Origin of the sequence: Tistrella mobilis (genome assembly GCF_039634785.1) — a bacterium.
Classification (GTDB): domain Bacteria; phylum Pseudomonadota; class Alphaproteobacteria; order Tistrellales; family Tistrellaceae; genus Tistrella; species Tistrella mobilis.
On sequence record NZ_JBBIAB010000012.1, the window covers coordinates 28,999 to 48,664 of the forward strand.

The 19,666-nt window shown below is 70.9% G+C and carries 24 protein-coding genes; 16 read left to right on the forward strand and 8 right to left on the reverse strand.

What is annotated here, in order from left to right; all coding sequences use genetic code 11:
* Position 1 precedes the first annotated feature (1 nt).
* Positions 2-262: a hypothetical protein gene (locus WI697_RS17375; RefSeq protein ID WP_062761250.1), complete on the reverse strand. Its 261-nt coding sequence runs from the start codon at positions 260-262 to the stop codon at positions 2-4.
* Positions 263-459: 197 nt separating this feature from the next.
* Here WI697_RS17375 and parA point away from each other — a divergent pair, with 197 nt between their 5' ends.
* Complete coding sequence (gene parA / locus WI697_RS17380; RefSeq protein ID WP_345959325.1) at positions 460-1,086, forward strand: ParA family partition ATPase; 627 nt, start codon at positions 460-462, stop codon at positions 1,084-1,086.
* Between the two features lie 4 nt (positions 1,087-1,090).
* Here parA and WI697_RS17385 read toward each other — a convergent pair whose 3' ends face one another.
* The 4 genes from WI697_RS17385 to WI697_RS17400 form a co-directional block, all read right to left on the reverse strand.
* Positions 1,091-1,693, reverse strand: a complete 603-nt coding sequence (locus WI697_RS17385) for a regulatory protein RecX (protein WP_062761247.1) — start codon at positions 1,691-1,693, stop codon at positions 1,091-1,093.
* Entirely contained in the window at positions 1,690-2,529 is an 840-nt protein-coding gene (cysQ, locus tag WI697_RS17390; RefSeq protein ID WP_345959326.1) for a 3'(2'),5'-bisphosphate nucleotidase CysQ, read from the reverse strand. Before cysQ ends, WI697_RS17385 begins: the two co-directional genes overlap by 4 nt.
* Before the next feature lie 95 nt (positions 2,530-2,624).
* Positions 2,625-3,335: a phosphoadenylyl-sulfate reductase gene (locus WI697_RS17395; RefSeq protein WP_062761245.1), complete on the reverse strand. Its 711-nt coding sequence runs from the start codon at positions 3,333-3,335 to the stop codon at positions 2,625-2,627.
* A 79-nt stretch (positions 3,336-3,414) separates the two neighbouring features.
* Positions 3,415-4,080, reverse strand: a complete 666-nt coding sequence (locus WI697_RS17400; protein WP_345959327.1) for a precorrin-2 dehydrogenase/sirohydrochlorin ferrochelatase family protein — start codon at positions 4,078-4,080, stop codon at positions 3,415-3,417.
* Positions 4,081-4,314: 234 nt separating this feature from the next.
* Between WI697_RS17400 and WI697_RS17405 the strand changes: the two genes are divergently transcribed.
* Together WI697_RS17405 and WI697_RS17410 are read left to right on the forward strand one after the other, a co-directional pair.
* Positions 4,315-5,307, forward strand: a complete 993-nt coding sequence (locus WI697_RS17405) for a 2-hydroxyacid dehydrogenase (RefSeq protein ID WP_345959328.1) — start codon at positions 4,315-4,317, stop codon at positions 5,305-5,307.
* 152 nt (positions 5,308-5,459) lie between these two features.
* Positions 5,460-6,155 (forward strand): fumarylacetoacetate hydrolase family protein, encoded by a 696-nt coding sequence (locus WI697_RS17410; RefSeq protein ID WP_014745848.1) that lies wholly within the window; start codon positions 5,460-5,462, stop codon positions 6,153-6,155.
* Between the two features lie 2 nt (positions 6,156-6,157).
* Here WI697_RS17410 and WI697_RS17415 read toward each other — a convergent pair whose 3' ends face one another.
* Entirely contained in the window at positions 6,158-8,089 is a 1,932-nt protein-coding gene (locus WI697_RS17415) for a potassium/proton antiporter (protein WP_345959329.1), read from the reverse strand.
* 191 nt (positions 8,090-8,280) lie between these two features.
* Between WI697_RS17415 and WI697_RS17420 the strand changes: the two genes are divergently transcribed.
* On the forward strand, positions 8,281-9,540 hold the full coding sequence (locus WI697_RS17420) for a threonine ammonia-lyase (RefSeq protein ID WP_345959330.1): 1,260 nt from the start codon (positions 8,281-8,283) through the stop codon (positions 9,538-9,540).
* 23 nt (positions 9,541-9,563) lie between these two features.
* Here WI697_RS17420 and WI697_RS17425 read toward each other — a convergent pair whose 3' ends face one another.
* Together WI697_RS17425 and WI697_RS17430 are read right to left on the reverse strand one after the other, a co-directional pair.
* Positions 9,564-10,511 carry a hypothetical protein gene (locus WI697_RS17425; RefSeq protein ID WP_345959332.1) on the reverse strand — a complete coding sequence of 316 codons (948 nt, stop codon included), beginning with the start codon at positions 10,509-10,511 and terminating at the stop codon, positions 9,564-9,566.
* 62 nt (positions 10,512-10,573) lie between these two features.
* Positions 10,574-10,747 carry a hypothetical protein gene (locus tag WI697_RS17430; protein WP_296717586.1) on the reverse strand — a complete coding sequence of 58 codons (174 nt, stop codon included), beginning with the start codon at positions 10,745-10,747 and terminating at the stop codon, positions 10,574-10,576.
* Here WI697_RS17430 and WI697_RS17435 point away from each other — a divergent pair.
* From WI697_RS17435 to WI697_RS17490, 12 genes are all read left to right on the forward strand, one after another.
* Positions 10,740-11,261, forward strand: coding sequence for a DinB family protein (locus WI697_RS17435; protein ID WP_062761796.1), 522 nt, complete (start codon positions 10,740-10,742; stop codon positions 11,259-11,261). The genes WI697_RS17430 and WI697_RS17435 overlap by 8 nt on opposite strands.
* A 193-nt stretch (positions 11,262-11,454) precedes the next feature.
* Positions 11,455-12,864 (forward strand): phage terminase large subunit, encoded by a 1,410-nt coding sequence (gene terL, locus WI697_RS17440; protein ID WP_345959333.1) that lies wholly within the window; start codon positions 11,455-11,457, stop codon positions 12,862-12,864.
* A 38-nt stretch (positions 12,865-12,902) separates the two neighbouring features.
* Positions 12,903-14,288: a DUF4055 domain-containing protein gene (locus tag WI697_RS17445; protein ID WP_345959334.1), complete on the forward strand. Its 1,386-nt coding sequence runs from the start codon at positions 12,903-12,905 to the stop codon at positions 14,286-14,288.
* A 12-nt stretch (positions 14,289-14,300) separates the two neighbouring features.
* Positions 14,301-14,885 (forward strand): hypothetical protein, encoded by a 585-nt coding sequence (locus WI697_RS17450; protein ID WP_345959335.1) that lies wholly within the window; start codon positions 14,301-14,303, stop codon positions 14,883-14,885.
* 33 nt (positions 14,886-14,918) lie between these two features.
* On the forward strand, positions 14,919-15,896 hold the full coding sequence (locus WI697_RS17455; protein WP_345959336.1) for a major capsid protein: 978 nt from the start codon (positions 14,919-14,921) through the stop codon (positions 15,894-15,896).
* 22 nt (positions 15,897-15,918) lie between these two features.
* On the forward strand, positions 15,919-16,380 hold the full coding sequence (locus tag WI697_RS17460) for a DnaT-like ssDNA-binding protein (protein ID WP_345959337.1): 462 nt from the start codon (positions 15,919-15,921) through the stop codon (positions 16,378-16,380).
* On the forward strand, positions 16,377-16,766 hold the full coding sequence (locus WI697_RS17465; protein WP_345959338.1) for a hypothetical protein: 390 nt from the start codon (positions 16,377-16,379) through the stop codon (positions 16,764-16,766). The genes WI697_RS17460 and WI697_RS17465 overlap by 4 nt, the downstream gene beginning before the upstream one ends.
* The gene (locus tag WI697_RS17470) at positions 16,766-17,194 is read left to right on the forward strand and encodes a phage tail terminator-like protein (protein WP_345959339.1); all 429 of its coding nucleotides are present in this window, start codon (positions 16,766-16,768) and stop codon (positions 17,192-17,194) included. Before WI697_RS17465 ends, WI697_RS17470 begins: the two co-directional genes overlap by 1 nt.
* Before the next feature lie 15 nt (positions 17,195-17,209).
* Positions 17,210-18,019 carry a hypothetical protein gene (locus WI697_RS17475; RefSeq protein ID WP_345959340.1) on the forward strand — a complete coding sequence of 270 codons (810 nt, stop codon included), beginning with the start codon at positions 17,210-17,212 and terminating at the stop codon, positions 18,017-18,019.
* Positions 18,016-18,168, forward strand: a complete 153-nt coding sequence (locus tag WI697_RS17480) for a hypothetical protein (RefSeq protein ID WP_014745833.1) — start codon at positions 18,016-18,018, stop codon at positions 18,166-18,168. Before WI697_RS17475 ends, WI697_RS17480 begins: the two co-directional genes overlap by 4 nt.
* A gap of 12 nt (positions 18,169-18,180) precedes the next feature.
* The gene (locus tag WI697_RS17485; protein ID WP_062769869.1) at positions 18,181-18,816 is read left to right on the forward strand and encodes a DUF2460 domain-containing protein; all 636 of its coding nucleotides are present in this window, start codon (positions 18,181-18,183) and stop codon (positions 18,814-18,816) included.
* A gap of 15 nt (positions 18,817-18,831) precedes the next feature.
* Positions 18,832-19,665, forward strand: a complete 834-nt coding sequence (locus WI697_RS17490) for a DUF2163 domain-containing protein (RefSeq protein ID WP_345959341.1) — start codon at positions 18,832-18,834, stop codon at positions 19,663-19,665.
* Position 19,666 lies beyond the last annotated feature (1 nt).

The window sequence follows — 19,666 nt, forward strand, 5'->3', positions numbered from 1 at the left end:
GTCAGTCCGGCTTGTCGCCGAAGAGCGCCTTCAGATAGGCATGCTGAAGGTCGGCGATGTGGCGCTGAAGATCGGCCAGATCCTGACCGATCATCTCGATGACGGCGAGGTCGTTGTCCATCGACTCGCCGCTTTCCTCGGACCAGTGGTTCGACAGCAGCGTCAACGCGTCATGCGCCGCCCGTTCATGGTGCTTGCTGCCATGCCCGAGGGCATCGATCCGCTCGCGGATGAAGTTGAGGCTCTCTTCGGCGCTGAGCATGTGGTTGTCTCCGCACGAGGGCGGGCACCGGAACCGGCCGGCGCCACAGGGTCGGTATCCGCCGACTATGCCGGTCCGGGGCGCGCGACGCAACCGCGCACGAGGCTTGCGGCCAGCCGTCGCAGAGGTCACGCTTCAGCTCGGATATCGGCGGGTGAGTGCAACGCCGGATGAGGAACGTATCGGGGAGACGGGAGATGATCCTGACCATCGCACAGCAGAAGGGCGGCGCCGGCAAGACGACGCTGGCGGCGCAGCTGGCGGGATGCTGGGCGGCACGTGGCCGCCGGGTGGCGGTGGTGGATATCGACGATCAGGGCAGCCTGGCCCGCTGGGCGGGCTGGCGGGCGGAGCGCAGCCCGAACCGGCCGGCGGTGACCATGCGGGCCCTGTCGGGCTGGCGGCTGGATGGCGAGCTGGCGGGGCTGGGGCGCGAGCATGACGTGGTCATCGTCGACACCCCGCCCGAGGCCGAAAACGATGCCCGCCGCGCGGTGCGTGCCGCCGATCTGGTGCTGGTCCCGGTGCAGCCCAACCCCTTCGATGTAGGGGCGACCCGGCCGACCCTGGACCTGGTGCGGGCCGAGCGGCGGCAGGTGCTGCTGGTGCTGAACCGGGTGGCGCCGCGTGCGCGCCTCGCCCAGGCGATGATCGATGCGGTGGCAGAACTGGGCGCCCCGGTGGCGACCACCCGCTTCGCCAACCGGACGGGCTTTGCGGCCTCGCTGCTCGACGGGCTCGCGGTCTCGGAGACCGAGCCCCGCTCGGCGGCTGCCCAGGAGCTGGAGGCACTTGCCGACGAGATCGAGCGCAGCCTGGGCTGAGCCTTCAATCCTCTGCCGTACTGCCCGGCCGGCGGCGGTCGGGCAGGGCCTCGGCATCGGCTGCCCAGTCGTCCAGGGCATCGACATCGACCGCATCGATCACCCGGCGGGCCAGATCGGGGTAATAGCCGGCGCGGGCCATGGCGGCGATGTCGCGCTGGCGGGTGCCGTCGCGGGCGGCTTCAGGCCGCCAGGGGCCCAGCCGGCGACGGCGGGCATAGGCGATGGCGCCGATCCGGTCGTCGGCGCCGCCTTCATCCTCGGCCATGTCTGAGAGCACGCCCTCGATCCGCGCGGGTTCCAGCCCGCGCAGCGACAGGTCGCGGGCGATGCCGGCGCGGGGCCGGCCGCGATTGCGCAGGCTGCGGGCGCGGAGCCGGGCATAGGCATCGTCATCGACCAGCCCGGCGGCGGCGACCTTGTCCAGCGCCCGGCCCACCATGGTGTCGAGCGTTTCGGGCGGCAGGGCGGCCGCTTCCTGCCAGCGGGTCAGCCGGCTGCGGGCACGGCGTTCCAGATCGGCCCGGCTTGCCGGATGGCGGCCGGCGCTGGCGGTGAGGGCAGAGACCAGGCGGGAAAGCAGGCGGGTGTCGATCTCGCCGGTCATGCGTCCGCCGCCTCGCCGGTGGTCCAGGGACCGCGGGCGAGGAAATGGGGATTGTCGAGCCCCGGCTTGCCATAGGTGAGCGGGGGTCCCGCCAGGGTGTCGACATGACCGCCGGCAGCCAGAAGCACGGCATGGCCGGCGGCGATGTCCCATTCCATGGTGCGACCCAGCCGTGGGTAGAGATCGGCCTCGCCCTCGGCGATCAGGCAGAGTTTCAGGCTGGAGCCGGCCTGGCGGCTGCGCTCCACCTCGTGCGCCGCCAGCCAGTCGCGGGTGCGCGGGTCCAGATGGCTGCGGCTGATCAGAGCCACCGGGCCGTCGGCGGGCACGGGCCGCACCCGGATCGGCCGGCGGCTGCCATCGGCTTCCACCACCACGGCGCCATCGGGACAGCCGGCATAGATCCTGCCGGTGGCCGGCACGCCGACCACGCCCGCAACCGGGCGGCCGTCGACCACCAGGGCGGCGTTGACGGTGAACTCGCCATTGCGCGACAGGAATTCGCGGGTGCCGTCGAGCGGATCGACCAGCCAGAAGGCGGCCGCGGGCGCGCCGGCGGCAAGCTCCGCCTCGGTGACGGCTTCCTCGCTGATCACCGGCAGATCGGGGGTGAGGACGGCGAGCCCCCTGGTCAGCACCTCGTGCGCCGCCAGATCTGCCGCGGTCACCGGGCTTTCATCGGCCTTGGTCCAGCGTTCGACACCGGGGCCGTAGAGCGCCATGATCGCCTCGCCGGCACGGCGCGCAAGATCGACCAGCGCATCGAGCGGCGGCAGGGCGATGCCGGCGTCGGCGCGGTCGGCAGGCAGGTCGGTCGGCACGGGGGCGGGCGGCATGGGGGCGGGGCTCCGGTCTTCAGGGTGCAGGTCGTGCCACCGATCATCCGCGCCCTGCCGGCCGCGGTCAACCGGCAGCGGCCGGTTGCACACGGTCAGATGCCGGCGCCGTCGGACATGGTGTGGATGCCGCATTCGGTCTTGGCCCGGCCCGACCAGCGGCCGCTGCGCAGATCATCGCCCGGCCGGGTGCGGCTGGTGCAGGGGATGCAGCCGATCGAGGCGTAGCCCTGGGACTCCAGCGGATGACGGGGCAGGTCGTGGGCATCGAAATAGCCCAGGATCTGGTCGCGATCCCAGAAGGCGAGCGGGTTGAGCTTCACCCGCCGGCCGTCGCGCTCCACCGGCATCACCTCGGCGCGGCCGCCGCCATGATGGCGCTTCAGCCCCGAAATCCAGCCGTCGACGCGCGAGAGCGCCTTGGCCAGCGGTCGGACCTTGCGGAAGGCGCAACAGGCATCGGGGTTGGTGATCCAGAGCTCGTCTTCCGGATCCTCGCGGGCATGGTCGACCGGATCGGGGGTCTCGGACTGGACATTGCGCAGGCCCAGCCGGTCGATCAGCTGGTCGCGATAGGCCAGCGTCTCGGGGAAAAGCATGCCGGTTTCAAGGAAGATGACCGGCAGGTCGCGGTCGACCCGCGAGACCATGTGCAGCAGCACCGCAGCCTCGGTGCCGAAGGACGACACCAGCGCGAGGCGGCCGCCGAGCGGGCCATAGGCAGCGGCGGCGATCAGTTCGATCCCGTCGAGGCGACCCAGGCGGAAGTTCAACTCGTCGTAGAGCGCATTCTCGATCACGGCCATGGTGATCAGGACCTTTCGCGGTCTTTTGTCGTTCGTCCGGCCCTGACCTCCGTCCCCGGCCTTCCGGGGAGGGGAAGGGTCAGGCCTTCACACGGCGGGGATGGTCGGTCGGGGTGGTTGCAGCAGTATCGGTATCGGTTTCGTCGGAACGCGGTGCGGCGCCGCCGAGGGGCAGCCAGCCTTCGCGCCGGATCATCTCGTCGGTTGCGGACTTCACCGCGGCGGGGGGCGTGCCGGCACCGCGCAGCGCCATGCGCAGGCGGCGGATGGCGGCCGTCCTCTCGGCCCATTCGGGCCCGATCAGCCGGGCGAGTTCACGCTTCATGGCGATGGCGAGGCTGGGGCTGGCGCCGGCGGTGGAGATGGCGATCGCCAGATCGCCGCGGCGCAGCACCGACGGCACCTGCAGCGCGCAGAGCGGCACCACATCCTCGACATTCACCAGCACCTTATAGGCCTCTGCCCGGTCATGAAGCGGCCGGGCGGTCTCGACATCCAGATCGGCGACGAACAGCACCCGCAGATCGTCGAGTTCGGCATCGCTCGGCAGCCGGTCGACCACCACGCCACCCAGCGCCTCTGCCCGGGCGATGAAATCCGCGGGCGCATCCGGTGCGTAGACACGCGGATGAATGGCGCCCGCCTCTATGATCATGGCGAGGCGGGTGAGCGCCTTCTCTCCATGGCCGGCCACGGCGACGGGCAGGCGGCGCAGATCGAGCGAAACGGGCAGCAGCGCGGTCATCGGTCTCCTCCCCACGCCGGTTCCGGCGGGCGGAATGATAAAAACGGATCCGATCTGTTGAATGCGGATCAGCATGTTGGAAAGCAATGTAGGTCCGGTGGATCCCATAAACAACACATATTTAAGGAGTAGTTTTTAAGAACAACAGAACCATGCTGTTGAACACGGGGTGGCGGAGCCCGACGGGCTCGGGATATGCTGCGGACCGTTCCTCAGATCCGGGAGAAATGCCCCATGTCCGCCCCTGCCGATCGTCCGGTCCTGGTCGTCACCCGCCATCTGCCCGACGCCGTGGAGGAGCGGGCGGCGCGCGACTACCGCGTGATCCGTCTGGCCGAGGACCGGCCGATCCCGGCCGCAGAGCTGGCGGCGCTGGCGGCCGACAATGCCGCCCGCGGCATCCTGCTGACCCCGACCGAGCGCATGGACCGGGCGGCGATCGAGGGGCTGCCCGCCTGCGTCGAGGCGATCGCCACCTTCTCGGTCGGCTATGACCATATCGACCTTGCGGCGGCGAAGGCGCGCGGGCTGCAGGTGTTCAACACCCCCGATGTCGTGGCCGAGGCGACGGCCGATATCGCCATGCTGGTCATGCTGGGGGCGGCTCGCCGCGCCTATGAAGGGCAGCGCATGCTGCGCACCGGCGGCTGGTCGGGCTGGTCGCCGACCTTCATGCTGGGCACCGATCTTCGCGGCCGGCGGCTGGGGCTGGTCGGCTTCGGGCGTATCGGCCAGGCGACGGCCCGCCGGGCGAAGGCTTTCGGCATGACCATTCATTATCATCAGCGCCGCCGGCTGGATGAGGCGGCACTGGGCGCCGATCTTGCCGACGCCGTCTATCATGACAGCCTGGACGATCTGGTGGCGGTGGCCGATGTGCTGTCGCTGCACTGCCCGGCGACGCCCGAGACCATCGGCATGATCAATGCGGAGCGGATCGCCCGACTGCCCGCCGGGGCCATTCTGGTCAACACCGCGCGCGGGCCGCTGGTGGACGATGCGGCGGCGATTGCGGCGCTGACGTCGGGCCGGTTGCAGGCGGCGGGGCTCGACGTCTTCACCGGCGAGCCGCAATTCGACCCGCGCTGGGCCGAGCTCGACAACGCCTATCTGCTGCCGCATATGGGCACCTCCACCGTCGAGACCCGGGCCGCGATGGGCTTCCGGGCGCTGGACAATCTGGATGCCTTCTTCGCCGGCGCCACGCCGCGCGACCGGCTGGCGTAACTTTCGGACGCAAAATCACCGGGATATATCACAAACGCTTAACATGGACCGGGTGCGGACGTATCTTTCTCGCCCCGGTGGCGAGGGCGGCCTGCACCCGCACCCATGACCCTGCGCCCCGGGACGAGATCGATCCAAGGGGGGGAGGGAGCATGACCTACGGTCTGGCGGTGGCATCCTGGGAGGCGCCGACATTGCCGATACGCGGCTCGGCGATCCGGTTTCCGGTCCGCCGCGTGTTCTGCATCGGCAAGAACTACGCGGACCATATCCGCGAGATGGGCGGCACCGATGTGAGTGCCGAGGCGGCGGTGTTCTTCATCAAGCCGGCCGATTGCGTGGTTGCCGACGGCGCAAAGGTCGCCTATCCGCCGATGACCGCCAACCTGCATCACGAGGTAGAGCTGGTGGCGGCGATCGGCCGCGAGGGCGCGAATGTGCCGGCCGATCAGGCGCTGTCGCTGGTCTACGGCTATGCCGTGGGCGTGGACCTGACCCGGCGCGACCTTCAGAACGCGGCCCGTGACCGCGGCGGCCCCTGGGACATGGCGAAGAGCTTCGACCAGGCGGCGCCGGTGGGCGCGCTTGCCCGCGTCGAGAGCTTCGGCCATCCGCAGCGCGGCCGGATCTGGCTGGAAGTCGACGGCCAGATGCGCCAGCAGGCCGACCTCAACCAGATGATCCGCACCACGGCCGAGGTGATCGCCGAACTGTCGCGCTATATCGCGCTCAAGCCCGGCGACATCGTCTTCACCGGCACCCCCGCCGGTGTGGGCCCGATCGCCCGCGGCCAGAAGGTCCGCTGCGGCATCGAACATGTGGGTGAGCTGACCTTCGACGTGGTGTGACCTTACTTTTCGCCACGCCTGAGCATCCGCCGCAGGCGCTCCGCCAGGCCGCGGCGGGTGCTGTCGGCGGGCCGGGCGGCGACGGGGGTGGCGGTGGTGCCGCGGCTGCGGTCGCGCAGGCGGCGGACGGCCCGGGCGGGGCCCGGGCCCAGATGGCGGGCGGCGCGGACCAGTGTCGGCCAGTCGGGCAGGAAGGGGACGCGGGGCGCGCGGCGCTTCAGCCCGTCGAGATCGAGGCCGACCTTCGTGACCCGGCCGGTCTCGTCGCGTTCGCGTACGATCAGGGCGACATTGCCGAGGAAGACCACATCGCCGACCACGGGCGCCCGGTTGAACTGGCGATCGATGAAATCGGCCAGCGTCTCGCGCAGCGCCTCGGCCGGCACCGGCACGCCATAGGCATCGCCCAGCCCCGACAGCCGGGCGTCGCCGTTCAGGGTGAAGGCACCGAAGAAGGCGGCATCCTCTTCCGCCCGGCCGCCGAAGACCGCGTCCAGATCCGGCAGTTTCCAGGGCGGCGCCAGCAGATAGAGCGTGTCGCCGACAGCCAGGCGGAAGCCCGGCGCAGGGGTGGTCAGGGTCTTTTCCCGCACCAGAAGCAGCGGCTGCGCCCAGGGCGGCAGGCGCGGATGGCGATCGACCAGCGGGCTGTCGTCCTCGATCGCATAACCCACGATCTCGTGGTCGGGCAGTTCGGGCAGTGAGATTTCGATACGGTCGATCGGGCCGGATTTCGACGGGATCTCCAGCTTCAGCCAGCGGGCAAGCGGGGTGATCGTCCAGCCCTGGATGGTGAGCGAGACCACGACGACCCAGAAGGCGATGCCGAAATAGAGCGGGCCGACATCGAGCCCGGCGGCCGTGGGGAAAAGGGCGAGAACCATCGGCACTGCGCCGCGCAGGCCCACCCACGAGATGAAAGCCTGTTCCGCCTTCGAAAAGTTGAAGGGCAGCAGCGACACCCAGACGGCGATCGGGCGCACCACCAGCATCAGCACGAAGGCGAGCGGCAGGGCGAGCGGCGCGATCGCGATCAGCCCCGATGGCAGCACCATCAGCCCCAGCATCAGGAACATCACGATCTGGGCGAGCCAGGTGAGCCCGTCATGGAAGCGCATGATGTTGTGGAAGCCCTGAAGCTTCCGGTTGCCGAGCATCAGCCCCATCAGATAGACGGCGAGGAAGCCGCTGCCGCCGAGCACCGCGGTCAGGCCGAAGGTGAAGAGGGCGCCCGCCAGCGCCAGCAGCGGATAGAGGCCCGAGGCGAGGCGCAGCCGGTTGATGCCCAGTCCCAGCACATGGCCCGCGACCAGGCCGAAACCGGCCCCGAGCCCCATCTGCAGGACGAAGATGCCGGCGAGTTCGACCACACCCAGGCCGTTGCCGCCTGCGGCACCGGCCACCAGCAGCTCGACCAGGCCGATGGTGAGGAAGACCGCCATCGGATCATTGCTGCCGCTTTCGATTTCGAGCGTGGCGCCGACCCGTTCCTTCAGCACCAGCCCGCGGCTGCCGAGCAGGAAGAACACCGCCGCGGCGTCGGTGGGGCTGAGGATGGCGCCGAGCAGCAGGCCGGCCATCAGCCCGAGCTGATCGAACAGCGCCCAGCCGATCAGGCCGGTGAGGCCGGCGGTGATCAGCACGCCGATGGTGGCGAGCGATGTGGCGGGCCAGAGGGCGACGCGGAAATTCTCCCCCTTGGTCTTGAGGCCGCCGTCGAACAGGATCACCGCCAGGGCGAGCGAGCCGATCAGGGCGGCGGAATCTATGTCGGCGAAGACGATGCCGCCCAGACCCTCCGGCCCGGCGGCAAGGCCGAGCAGAAGGAAGACCAGCAGCAGCGGCATGCCGAAGCGGGAGGAGACCAGGCTGGCCCCGATGCTGATCAACACGAGGGCGGCGCCTACGAAGATCAGCTGGTTGGCGAGTTCCATCGGCGGTCCTCCACGCGTCGAACAGGGGGACAGCGCTGCCGCGGCGCCGCCACCATTCCGCTTATAATCACGGCGGATCATCGAAGGTGTGAGCTTTTTTCGCCGGAGCCTTGCGGAGCGGGCCGATGGTCGGCGCCGGGCCGGGCGTGATATATGCTGGGGCCTTCTGTCCCGCTTCAGACGGCGATGCCATGCCCTTCGACCCGGACCGCCCGACCTCGACCACGGCCGCTTCGTCGGCCTATGCCCCCGGTCCCAAGCCTGCCGCGCGGCCGCTGAGTGCGGCGGCGCGGGCGCGTGCCGGCGTGCCGCTGGAGCCCGCGCTGAACCTCTGGGGCGGGCTTCGCCGTCCGGAAGAGGCGGTGGATCTGCCGGTGATCGATGCCGACCGCACCGGCACCGTGATCCTGCCCCCGCGGGCCCGGCCGAGCCTGCAGCAGATCCAGGCGTCGAACTGGCCGACCCTGTCGATGCTGCGGCGGACCTGGATCCGCATGCGATCGTCGATGATCGAGACGCCGCTGCTGCGCTCCGCCCGCGTGGATGCCGAACTGGGCGGGCGGCTGCTGGTCAAGGCCGAGGTGCTGCAGCACACCGGCTCGTTCAAATATCGCGGTGCCTATAACCGGCTGGAGCTGATGTCGCCCGAGATGCGGGCACGCGGTGTGGTCGGCTATTCCTCGGGCAATCATGCCCAGGGGCTGGCCGCGGCGGCGCAGGAATTCGGCGCACCGGCGGTGATCGTGATGCCGGCCGATGCGCCGCGCACCAAGATCGAGGGCGTGCTCGCCTATGGCGCCGAGATCGTGTTCTACGACCGGTTGTCGGACGACCGGGTGGGGATCACCCGCCGGATCGGCGCCGAACGCGGCATGACCGTGGTCTCGGCCTATGACGATCGCGACGTCATCGCGGGGCAGGGCTCCATCGCGGTCGAAATGCTGGATCAGGCCGAAAGCCTGGGGCAGCGGCCCGATGTGGTGGTGGTGCCCTGCGGCGGCGGCGGGTTGGCGGCGGGTACGGGACTTTGCCTGCAGGCGCTGCCCGACCGGCCGGCGCTGGTGATCGCCGAGCCTGCCGGCCATGACGATACCGCCCGGTCGATCGCCGAAGGACGCCGGATCGGCAATGCGCCGGGCGTGCGCACGATCTGCGATGCGCTGGCGACCCCCATCCCCGGCGCGCTGACCTTTGCAATCAACGCCCAGGTGGTCGATGCCGCCGTGGCGGTGACCGATGCCGATGTGGCGCGCGCCATGCTTTACGCTTTCGCGCGCTTCAAGCTGGTGGTGGAACCGGGCGGTGCCGCAGCCCTTGCGGCGGTTCTGGCCGGCCGGGTGCCGATCGCCGGGCGGACCGTGATGGTGGTTCTGACCGGCGGCAATGTCGATCCGGACACCTTTGCGAAGGCGCTGACCGAAGCCCAGGCGGATCGCGGCCAGCCCATCTGAGGTGGCCTTGATCCGGGGACGGCTCAGAACCGCGCATCGCCATCGACACAGTCGAAACGCGCGCCGTGACGCGGCTGGCGGCCGCCATCGTCGACGAGGGTTGCGACCGCCAGATCGACCGGATCGTCGGGCAGATCGGGTGCAGGGGCCCAGCGGGCGGCGAGCATCGGCCGGCGCGCGGTCTGGGCGCAATGGCTGGCGGCCGCCTGGCGGGCATCCGAGAGGCTGTCGCCGCGCGGATCGTAGAGCACGGTGATCGTGTCGGGCGAGGCCCGCCGCCGGCCGGTATAGAGGCCGCGATCGCCGTCGCGGATCAGATAGACCCGGTCGGTGGCGGTGATATAGCGCGTGCCGTCCAGCACCCGCACCCCCAGCACCAGTTCCGTCGAGGGGGTGGGCCGCTCCGCCCAGTTGGCGAGATCGGCGGCAAGGCCGGCACCGATCAGCCAGCCCGGATTGGCGACGAGATCCACGCCCTCGCGGCCGGCTTTTTCGAGCAGATAGACGCCGGTGGCGAGCAGAGTGTAGTGGCCGGCTTCCAGCAGGCTGCGGGTATCCTCGGCATCGTGGCCGACCGCGGTGATGCGGATTTCGACCCGAAGCAGGCCGATCGATCCATCGGCCGGTGGCAGATCGAAACCGGGGGCGGATGCCTGGACCAGAGGGGCCGCATCGCCGGGCGGCGCCGACCAGACCGCGAACCCCTGGCGGATGAACGCCGCGGCAAGCAGGTCGGGCAGCCGGTCGGCGAAGGCGCTTCGGCGGTCGGGTGCTGCGATCATCAGCCGTGCGCCGGGCGGCAATCCGGCCCCGATCTGCAGGGCGGCATCCTCGGCGATGCCGCGCCACTGGGCCGCACGCTCCACCACCGGGCTTGGGGCGGCGGGCAGATCCGGTGCATCACTGCCGGCGCAGCCGGGCAGGGCCAGCATCAGCAACAGAAGCAATGCCCGTCCCGTCCGTCGATGCATGACACGCCTCCCGGATTGCCGTGTGAGGCGAGACTAGAGGATATGCGCGCAATGAGGCAAGATCATTCGATGATATGCGCGTATTGGTGATAAATTTCGATGTGATATCTCGTTAGAGATGTTTTCCTTTCGCGATTTTCTTCGACCCCGCCATATCCCTGCGCGTGGCGGCGGGTCATGATGGCCGCCATGGTTCCGCCGCCCACCGCCAGTCGGAGTTGCACCCTTATGGACATGCCCAGCTATTTCGGCATCCTCGCCCGCTACAATGCCTGGGCCAATCTCAGGCTCTATGACGCGGTGGCGCGCCTGCCTGTGGTGGAGTTCGAACGGCCGCGGGCGGCGTTCTTCGGCAGCATCCGCGGCGTGCTCAACCACATGATGGTGGTCGACGAGCTGTTCCTGGCCCGGCTGAACGGCACCACGGCGCCCGACCGGCCGCTGAACGCCCAGCCCTGGGCCCATTTCAACGAGTTGCGCAACGCGCGCGCCGGGCTGGATCAGCGCATTCTGGGGACGATCACCGCCCTGCCGCTGTCGCGCTTCGCCGAGCCCTTCACCTACACCACCACCCGCGGCGACCGGTTCTCGGACCAGCTGGCCCTGTTTCTGGGCCATTGGTTCAACCACCAGACCCATCATCGCGGTCAGGCCCACGACATGCTGACCCAGACCGAGGTGGCACCCCCGCCGCTTGATTTCCTGATCTTTCAGCGCATCCATGGGTTGTCCGAGGCCGCGGCCGGCTGACCCGGCGGCCAGCGTGGCGTTGCAACAACTTCCCATGCAACCATTAGCCGATTTTGATGTAACTATTTCACCATGATGGCGAGTTGCCCGCGGCGAAGCGGGCGGTTTTCCGCCATCTTCACCCTGTTCTTCCACAATAGCCGGAGACGCACATGACGGGTTTTCTGCGGCCGCGCAGACGCCGTTTCCCGAGGTGACACCCCCGGGGAACGCGCTGGAGCTGCTTGCCGCGCGCCACTTCCCCAGCTTCCTTGCCCGATGTTTCAACACCGTCGACCCCGGCAGCAGGTTTTTCGGCAACTGGCATATCGACCTGATGGCCGAATATCTGGAGGCGGTGCGCCGGGGCGAGATCCGGCGGCTGATCGTCAACGTGCCGCCGCGCTCGCTCAAATCCCTGACCATTTCCGTGGCCTACCCGGCCTGGCGGCTGGGGCATGATCCGGCCCTCAGGGTCGTCGTCGCCTCTTATGCCCATGAACTGGCGCGGCGTCATTCGCTCGACACCCGCGAGGTGATGAAGAGCGACTGGTACCGCAGCCTGTTCCCCGCAACCCGTATCCGCCGCGGCCGCGACCGCGCCCAGCGCTTCAGCACCACCGCCAACGGCTTCCGGTTTGCAACCTCCGTCGGCGGTACGCTGACCGGCGATGGCGGAGATCTGCTGATCGTCGACGATCCGCATGATCCGCGCCGCGCCCAGTCGGCGGCGCTGCGCGAGGCGACGCTGACCTGGTTCGACCAGACCTTTTCCACCCGGCTGAACGACAAGCGCCGGGGTGCGATGATCGTGGTGATGCAGCGCCTGCACGAGGCCGACCTTTCGGGCCATCTGCTGGCCCGTGGCGGCTGGACCCATCTGTCGCTGCCGGCCGAGGTGGAGAGCGCTCAGCGCATCCATTTCGGCAGGGTGCAGATGGTGCGCCATCCGGGCACGCCGCTGCATCCCGAACGCGAGGGCGGCGATGAACTGGCCGAGGCCCGGCGCATGCTGGGCGAGGCAGGCTATGCCGCACAGTATCTGCAGCGACCGGCACCGGCCGCGGGCGGGCTGATCAAGGCTGCCTGGCTGCGGCCTGCGGCCATGCCCGATCCGGCACGGGTCCGGCGGGTGCTGCAGAGCTGGGACACCGCTTACAAGGCGGACGCGCTCAACGATCCGAGCGTCTGCCTGACGGTCATCGAGCATGAGGACGGGCTGCATCTGGCGGAGGTGTTCCGCGAGCGGCTGGAATATCCGGCGCTGCGGCGCGAGGCGGCCCGCCTGGCCGCGCGCTGGCGGCCCTCGGTGATCCTGGTCGAGGACAAGGCGTCAGGCCAGTCGCTGATCCAGGATCTGAAGGCCATACCCGGTCGCCTGCCGGTTCAGGCGGTGCGGCCGGTGGCCGACAAGCTCACCCGGCTGGCGGTGACGACACCGCGGCTGGAGGCGGGCGGCTTCACCATCGAGGCGGGGGCGGGCTGGGCCGATGATTTCGTCCGCGAGGCGACGATCTTCCCCAATGCCGCCCATGACGACCAGGTCGACGCGTTGAGCCAGCTGCTGTCCTGGCTGGATGCCGAACGCGGGCGCGTGGTCCGCCTCAAGCTGGGCGGTCTTTGAGACCACCCCCCTTTTCAGACATGTCGAGGACAAATCCGATGACGACATTCGGACCGGGCCCGCCCGGTGTGCCGGGTGCTGCCGACCGCGTCCATCCGGCCCATGCCGCCCGCCGGGCCGCCTGGGCCCGCTGCCGCGACGTTGCGGCGGGGCAGGAGGCCGTGCATGCCGCCGGCGAACGCTATCTGCCGCGGCTGGACGGCCAGAGCGAGACGGCCTATCGCGGCTATCGCGACAGGGCGCTGTTTTACAACGCCACCGCCCGCACCATCGACGGGCTGAGCGGTCTGGTGTTCCGCAAGCCGCCCGAGATCGAGGCGGCACCGGGGCTCGCCCCCGTGATCGCCGATCCGACCGGCAGCGGCGACGGCTTCAGGCGCCTGGCCGAGCATGTGGTGGCGGAACTGCTGACCACCGGCCGGATCGGCCTGCTGGTCGACCATCCGCCCGGCGAGGCGGGGGGGCCGCAGAGCAGGGCCGCCGCGGCCGAGGCCGGGCAACTGCCCTATCTGGCACCCTATCCGGCCGAGGCGATCCTGGACTGGCGGCTCGATCGCGGTCATGGCCGCGCGGGCCGGCATCTGGTCCATGTGCTGCTGGACGAGGGCGAGGACGAGGCGGGCATCCGGCGCCGCCGGAGCCTGGATCTGGACCCCGACGGCATCTATCGCCAGCGCCTCTGGGCGAGCGGCGGCGGCGAGCGGCCGAGCCTGGTGGCAGAGATCGAGCCACGTGCCGCCGGCCGGCCACTCGGCCGGATCCCCTTCCTGTGCATCGGCCCGCGCGGGCCGGGGCTGGAGGTGGCGCGGCCGCCGCTGCTCGACCTGGTCGAGGTCAACCTCTCCCACTACCGCACCAGCGCCGATCTGGAGCATGGCGCCCATTACACCGGGTTGCCGACCGCGGTGGTCACCGGCCAGCGTTTCGACGGCACGGAACCGCTGGCGATCGGGGCCGGTGAGGCCTGGGTGCTGGAGGCGCCCGAGGCCAGGGCCTTCTTTCTGGAATTCCGCGGCGAGGGGCTGGGCGTGCTCGAACGCCTGCTCGATCGCAAGGAAGCCCAGATGGCCGCGCTCGGCGCCCGCATGCTGGCGCCTGAGAAGAAGGTCGCCGAGGCGGCGCTGACCGCCGAAATCCACCGGCAGGGCGAGAATTCGGCCCTGTCGGCCCTTGCCCAGGCGGCCGGGGACGGGCTTGGCCGCGCACTCGACCTGGCGAAACCGTGGCTCGGCATCGAGCCCGCGACGCCCACGCGCGTGGCGCTGAACACCGACTATTGGCCCCGGCCGATGGCCGCCGACGAACTGACGGCGCTGGTCGAGGCCTGGCAGAGCGGGGCGATCGCCCGCGGCGAACTGCGCCGGGCGCTCACCCGCGGCGAAATCCTGCCGGCCGGCGCCGCATCCGGCACCGCCGGCGTTTAAGGACATCCGATCATGACTGACCAGACCCGGGAGGCACCGCCGGTGCCGCCCCAGGACACCCGCTTGCCCGAAGCTTCCCCCATGCCCGCGGAGCCCAGCCTGACCGAGAGCGGCGAGGCCGCTTCCGAAGAAGCCGCGGCCCTGGCTGCGCTGCGCGCCCGGCTGGATCGCCGGCACCGCGCCGAACTCGCCAGCCTTGCGGCCGGCATGGAGCGCGAACGCGGCGAGCTGCACCGCCTGCTCGTCGATCAGGGGCTTGAAACCGCGCTTGCCCGCGCCGGCGTGGCGCCGGCGCTGGTTGCGGGGGCCGCGGCCCTGCTCCGCCCGCTGATCGAGGTGGCGGGCGACGAGGGGGCCCGCCTGCTGACCGCCCGGCTTGCCGACGGCAGCACGCGGCCGCTTGCCGACTTCGTCACCGACTGGGCCGCGGGCGAGGGGGCCGCCTATCTCGCCGCCCCCGACAGCCATGGCGGCGGCGCCCGTCCTGAAGCCGGTGCCGGCCGCCATCGCCGCCGCGCCGATCTGGGCGGGCCGGCCGAACGTGCCCGCTTCATCCGCGAGCATGGCCGTGCCGCCTATCTCGACCTCGATCCCTGATCTTCAGACCCTTCACACGAAAGACGTCACGACATGACCATTGGAACCCGGCAGGACTTCCGCATCGCCCCCGAAGAATTCTTCGGCGGCATGGTGGAGGTTGTGGAACAGAACGCCGACGCCTTCAACGCCGCCTCGGGCGGGGCCATCCGGCTGGTGCCGGAACGCCGCCGCGGCCATTACGCGGCCGAGAGCTTCATCTCGCGCGTCGCCTCGCTCGTCACCCGCCGCGACATCGACGGGGTGGGTGGGGTTGCCGACACGCCGCTCGCCCAGGCCGAGACCGTCGGCATCAAGATCAACCGCCGGATCGGTCCGGTCGCCAACACCCTGGACAGCCTGCGCAAGCTGGGCCGCGACCCGGGCGAGATGTCCTTTCTGCTTGGCCGGCAGATCGGCAAGGCGGTGGCGGTCGACTATGTCGACACCGCACTCAGGGCCGCCTCAGCCGCGCTGTCGGGGGTGGGCGCGCTCGATCTCGACGTCTCGGGCGAGGCCGATCCCGGTCTTGCCCATGGCACGCTGGTCCGGGCCATGGCCCGGCTGGGCGATGCCGGCGGTCGCATCTCGTGCTTCGTGATGCATTCCAAGCCCTATTACGACCTGATGGCCCAGAGCGTCGCCGACAAGGTGTTCGAGGTGGCCGGGGTGACGATCTATCAGGGGACGGTCGCAAGCTTCGGCCGGCCGACCCTGGTGATCGACAGCCCGGCGCTGGTGACGCCCGGCACGCCCGACCGCTACCGGGTTCTGGGGCTGGTCGAGGATGCGATCGAGGTGGCCGAAAGCGAGGAGCGTTCGATCGTCTCGGACGTGATCACCGGGCTCGAGAACCTGGTGATGCGCATTCAGGGCGAATACGCCTTCAACGTCCGGCTGCGCGGCTTCGCCTGGGACGTGGTGGCCGGCGGCATCAATCCGACCGATGTGGCGCTGGAGCAGAAGACCAACTGGCAGGTTGCCGCGGCCGACGTCAAGAGCCTGGCCGGCGTGCGGCTGACGGTGGCCTGAGGCACGACGGGAGGATCGTGCGATGACCGTCGCCACCTATGCCGACCTCGCCCAGGCCGATGCCCATCACGCCGCCCGCGGCCGGGCCGTCTGGGCCGATGCCGATGCCGGCCGCCGTCTGGCGGCACTGGTCGAGGCGACGGCCCATATCGATGCCTTCCACGACTTCATCGGCCAGCCGGCCGATCCCGGCCAGCCTCTGGCCTGGCCGCGGGTTGCGACCGGGATCGGGCTCGACGGCGTCGCCGTGCCGGCCCCGGTGGCACAGGCCTGTATCGAACTGGCGCTGGCGGCGCTGGACCGGCCGCTTGCCGAACAGGCGGCCGGCGGTGCCGCACGGCGGCTGACGCTCGGCGATATCGCGATCGATTACGGCGAAACCCCGGGCGAGGCGGCGGGGGCCGGTGGTGCGCTGGCGCTTGCCGCCCGTCTGCTGGCGCCTCTGGCTCCGGTGCGGCACCGCCGCCGGCTGGTGCGGACATGACCCGGATCGATGCCGTGCTCGGCCGGATGCTGGGCGATCTGCTGGCGGGGGCGGGCGGGCTTGCGCTCGACTGCGCGCTGGACCGGGTGACCGCCGCCTTCGACCCGGCGAGCGGGAGGACGACCGAGACCCGCACCCGGCTGGCGGCCGGGCGGTTGATCTGGGGGCGCGATCCCGTTGCCGCCGGGCAGTTGCCCGATCTTTCGGCCGCATCGGGCCCGCGCCGTCCGGCCCTGGTCGAAGGTCTGGGCGTCGCACCTGCCCCCGGCGACCTGATCGTGATCGGCCTCGCCGACTGGCGGGTGGGTGAGGCGATCCGCCCGGTGGCGGTGCTGGACCTTTGGCGGTTGCAGCTCAGCGCGCCGGCCGGCGGGGAGGGCGGGTGATGACCTCGCTCGCCCCGGATGTGCAGACGCGGCTGCGTGCTGCTTTCGATGCCCGGCTGGGGGCGGCGGCCGCCACGGCCGGCCTGCCGGTGCGCTGGCCCAACACCCGCGGCGGCCCCCCGCCCGCCGCGGGTGCCTGGCTGGTGCCGTCTCCGGGGCCGATGGAGGCGGCGATCGCCGGTACCGGCGGCCATGCGGCGCTGACCGGCCGCCAGACCGTCGAGGCGGTAGCCCCGCCCGGCACCGGCATGGCGGCGCTGGATGCCGCCGCCGATGTCGTGCTGGCGGCCTTCCCACCCGGCACGGCGCTGGAGGCGGGGGGCGGGGTCGTGGCCGGCCTGACCGGTCTCAGCCGTGCCGCCCTGACGCTGGATGCCGAGGGCGCCAGGCTGACCCTGGCGGTGTTCTGGCGCATCGACGGCGCCTGAGGAGGGGGAGATGACATGCAGATCCGATCCCCGGCACCGCTGGCGGTGCGGCTGGAGACGATGGCCGGCGCCGGTCTGGTGCCGGTGGTGACGGCGCTCCACCTGGAGATGACACGGCCCGTCCGCACCGGTGCCGATCCGGCAGAGCCCGGCCAGCCGGTTCTGGCCGGGGGGCCGGTTGCGCCGATGCTTGAACTTGAGATGCCGGCGAGCCTTGCCCTGCTCGACCTGCTGGTGCCGTCGATGGGCGGGGGGCCGGCCCTGAGCGTGCTGATTGCCCCGGCTGCCGGCGGGGTTGCGAGCCGGGTCACCGGCGCCCGTCCGGCGCGACTGACGCTCGACCTGGACGAGACCGGCCCGCCGCGGCTGGGGGTGCGGCTCCGCGGGCTCCCGGCTGAGCCCGAGACGGTTGCGGTATTCGGGCCGGCGGACACCTCGCCGCGGATCACCCTTGGGGATGTCGGGCTGTGGATCGACGGGGTGGCACTGGCGCCGCTTCGGCGCTGCCGGCTGACCCTGGCAGCCCGGCTTCACGGCCAGACGGCCCCGGATCGACCGGCGCCGGTCGCCTGGCTGGGCGGGGGCGTGACGCTGACGCTCCGCTTCGAGCCCGGGGTGACGGCGGCGACGCTCGCCGGCCGCCTCGCTCTGGCCGGGGCGGTATCGGTGATCCTGGATCTGGGGCGGGCCGGCGCCGGGCGGCGGCTGGTGCTGCCACCCGGGCTGATCAGCGCCAACGGCTTCGACGGCACGGCCGTCGCCCTGGAACTCACCGCGGCCGCCCCCCCCTGTCTGCATGGAATTCTGAGGAGAAACGAGACATGACCGAGACGGTCGATACCACGCCGCGGCCTGCCGCGGCCGACGAACTTGCCGGCCGGGCCGGACGGCGTGACCGGCTGGAGCCGGGCCGGGCCTGGGCGGCCCGTGCCGCGGCAGAGGCGGCCGAACGCGCGCGCCGCCGCGATGGTTGATGGTCGGATGCGATGATCGAGGATTTTCACGACATCCGCTTCCCCGAGGACATCGCCTGGGGGTCTGCGGGCGGGCCGGTATTTTCCACCGATGTCGTGGTGCTGGCTTCGGGCCATGAGCGGCGCAATGCCGACTGGGCCGAGGCGCGCGCCCGGTACGACATCGCCATGGGCGTGCGCGGGCTTGAACAGCTGGCCCGGCTGATCGCCTTTTTCCGCGCCCGCCGTGGCCGGGCCTGCGGTTTCCGCTTCAAGGACTGGACCGATTGCAGCAGCGATGCCGGCAATGGTCCGCCCGGGCCGCTGGACCAGCCGCTGGGCCAGGGGGACGGCAGCACCACCGGCTTTCAGCTGATCAAGCGCTACGAGACGCCGCCCTGGCATGTGGACCGGCGGATCGTGAAGCCCGTCGCGGGCAGCGTGCGGGTGGCGGCGGACGGGGCGGAACTGCCCCCGGCGGCCTTCGCCGTCGATGCCGCGACCGGCCTGGTCAGCCTTGCCGTGGCGCCTGCGGCAGGGGTGGTGCTGACGGCCGGCTTTGCTTTCGACGTGCCGGTCCGCTTCGACACCGACCACCTGCCGGCGACGCTGGAAGACTATGGCATCGGGGCCCTGCGTGCGGTGCCGCTGGTCGAGATCCGGCTTTGAGGGAGGGGAGACACCATGCGCACGACCTCGGCGGCGCTTGCCGCTGCACTGGCCCGACCGCTCGGCAGTCTGGCCCGGCTCTGGCGGGTGGAACGCCATGACGGCGCGGTCATCGGCCTGACCGATCATGACCGCGATCTCGTGGTCGAGGGCACGCTCTACCGCGCCCGCGCCGGTATGGTGCCGGGGGCGGTGGATGCCCGCACCGGGCTTGGGGTCGACGGGCTCGATGTCGGCGGGCCGCTGGATGACGACGCGGTCTCGGCCGCGGATATCGCCTGCGGGCGGTTCGACGATGCCCGGGTGGACTTCGCCATTACGGACTGGACGGCGCCCGAAGCCGGGCGGCTGCTGCTGGCGGCTGGCCGCATCGGCGAAATTTCCATCACCGGCAGCCGCTGGCGGGCAGAGCTGCGGGGGGTGTCGCAGCGCCTGCAGCAGGGCATCGGCATCGCCTATGGTCCGGATTGTACGGCCGATTTCGCCGACGCCCGCTGCGGCGTGACGGTGGCGGGCACGGGGTTCGAGGTCGAGGGGGTGATCGCCGCGGCAACCGCCACCGCGATCGCCGATCCCGCCCGGACCGAAACGGCCGGCTGGTTCGACGGCGGCCGCCTGACGATCCTGGACGGCGCACTCGCCGGCCTTGTGGCCGATGTCGCGATCAGCACGCCCGGCGGGATCGTCCTTGCCAGGCCGCTGCCGACGGCACCCCCGGCCGGCTGCGGCTACCGGCTGCGGGTGGGCTGCGACAAGCGGATGGCGACCTGTGCGACGCGCTTCGACAATGCCGCCAGTTTCCGCGGCTTTCCCTTCACACCCGATCCGGGCGCGCTGGAGGCGGAGTGAT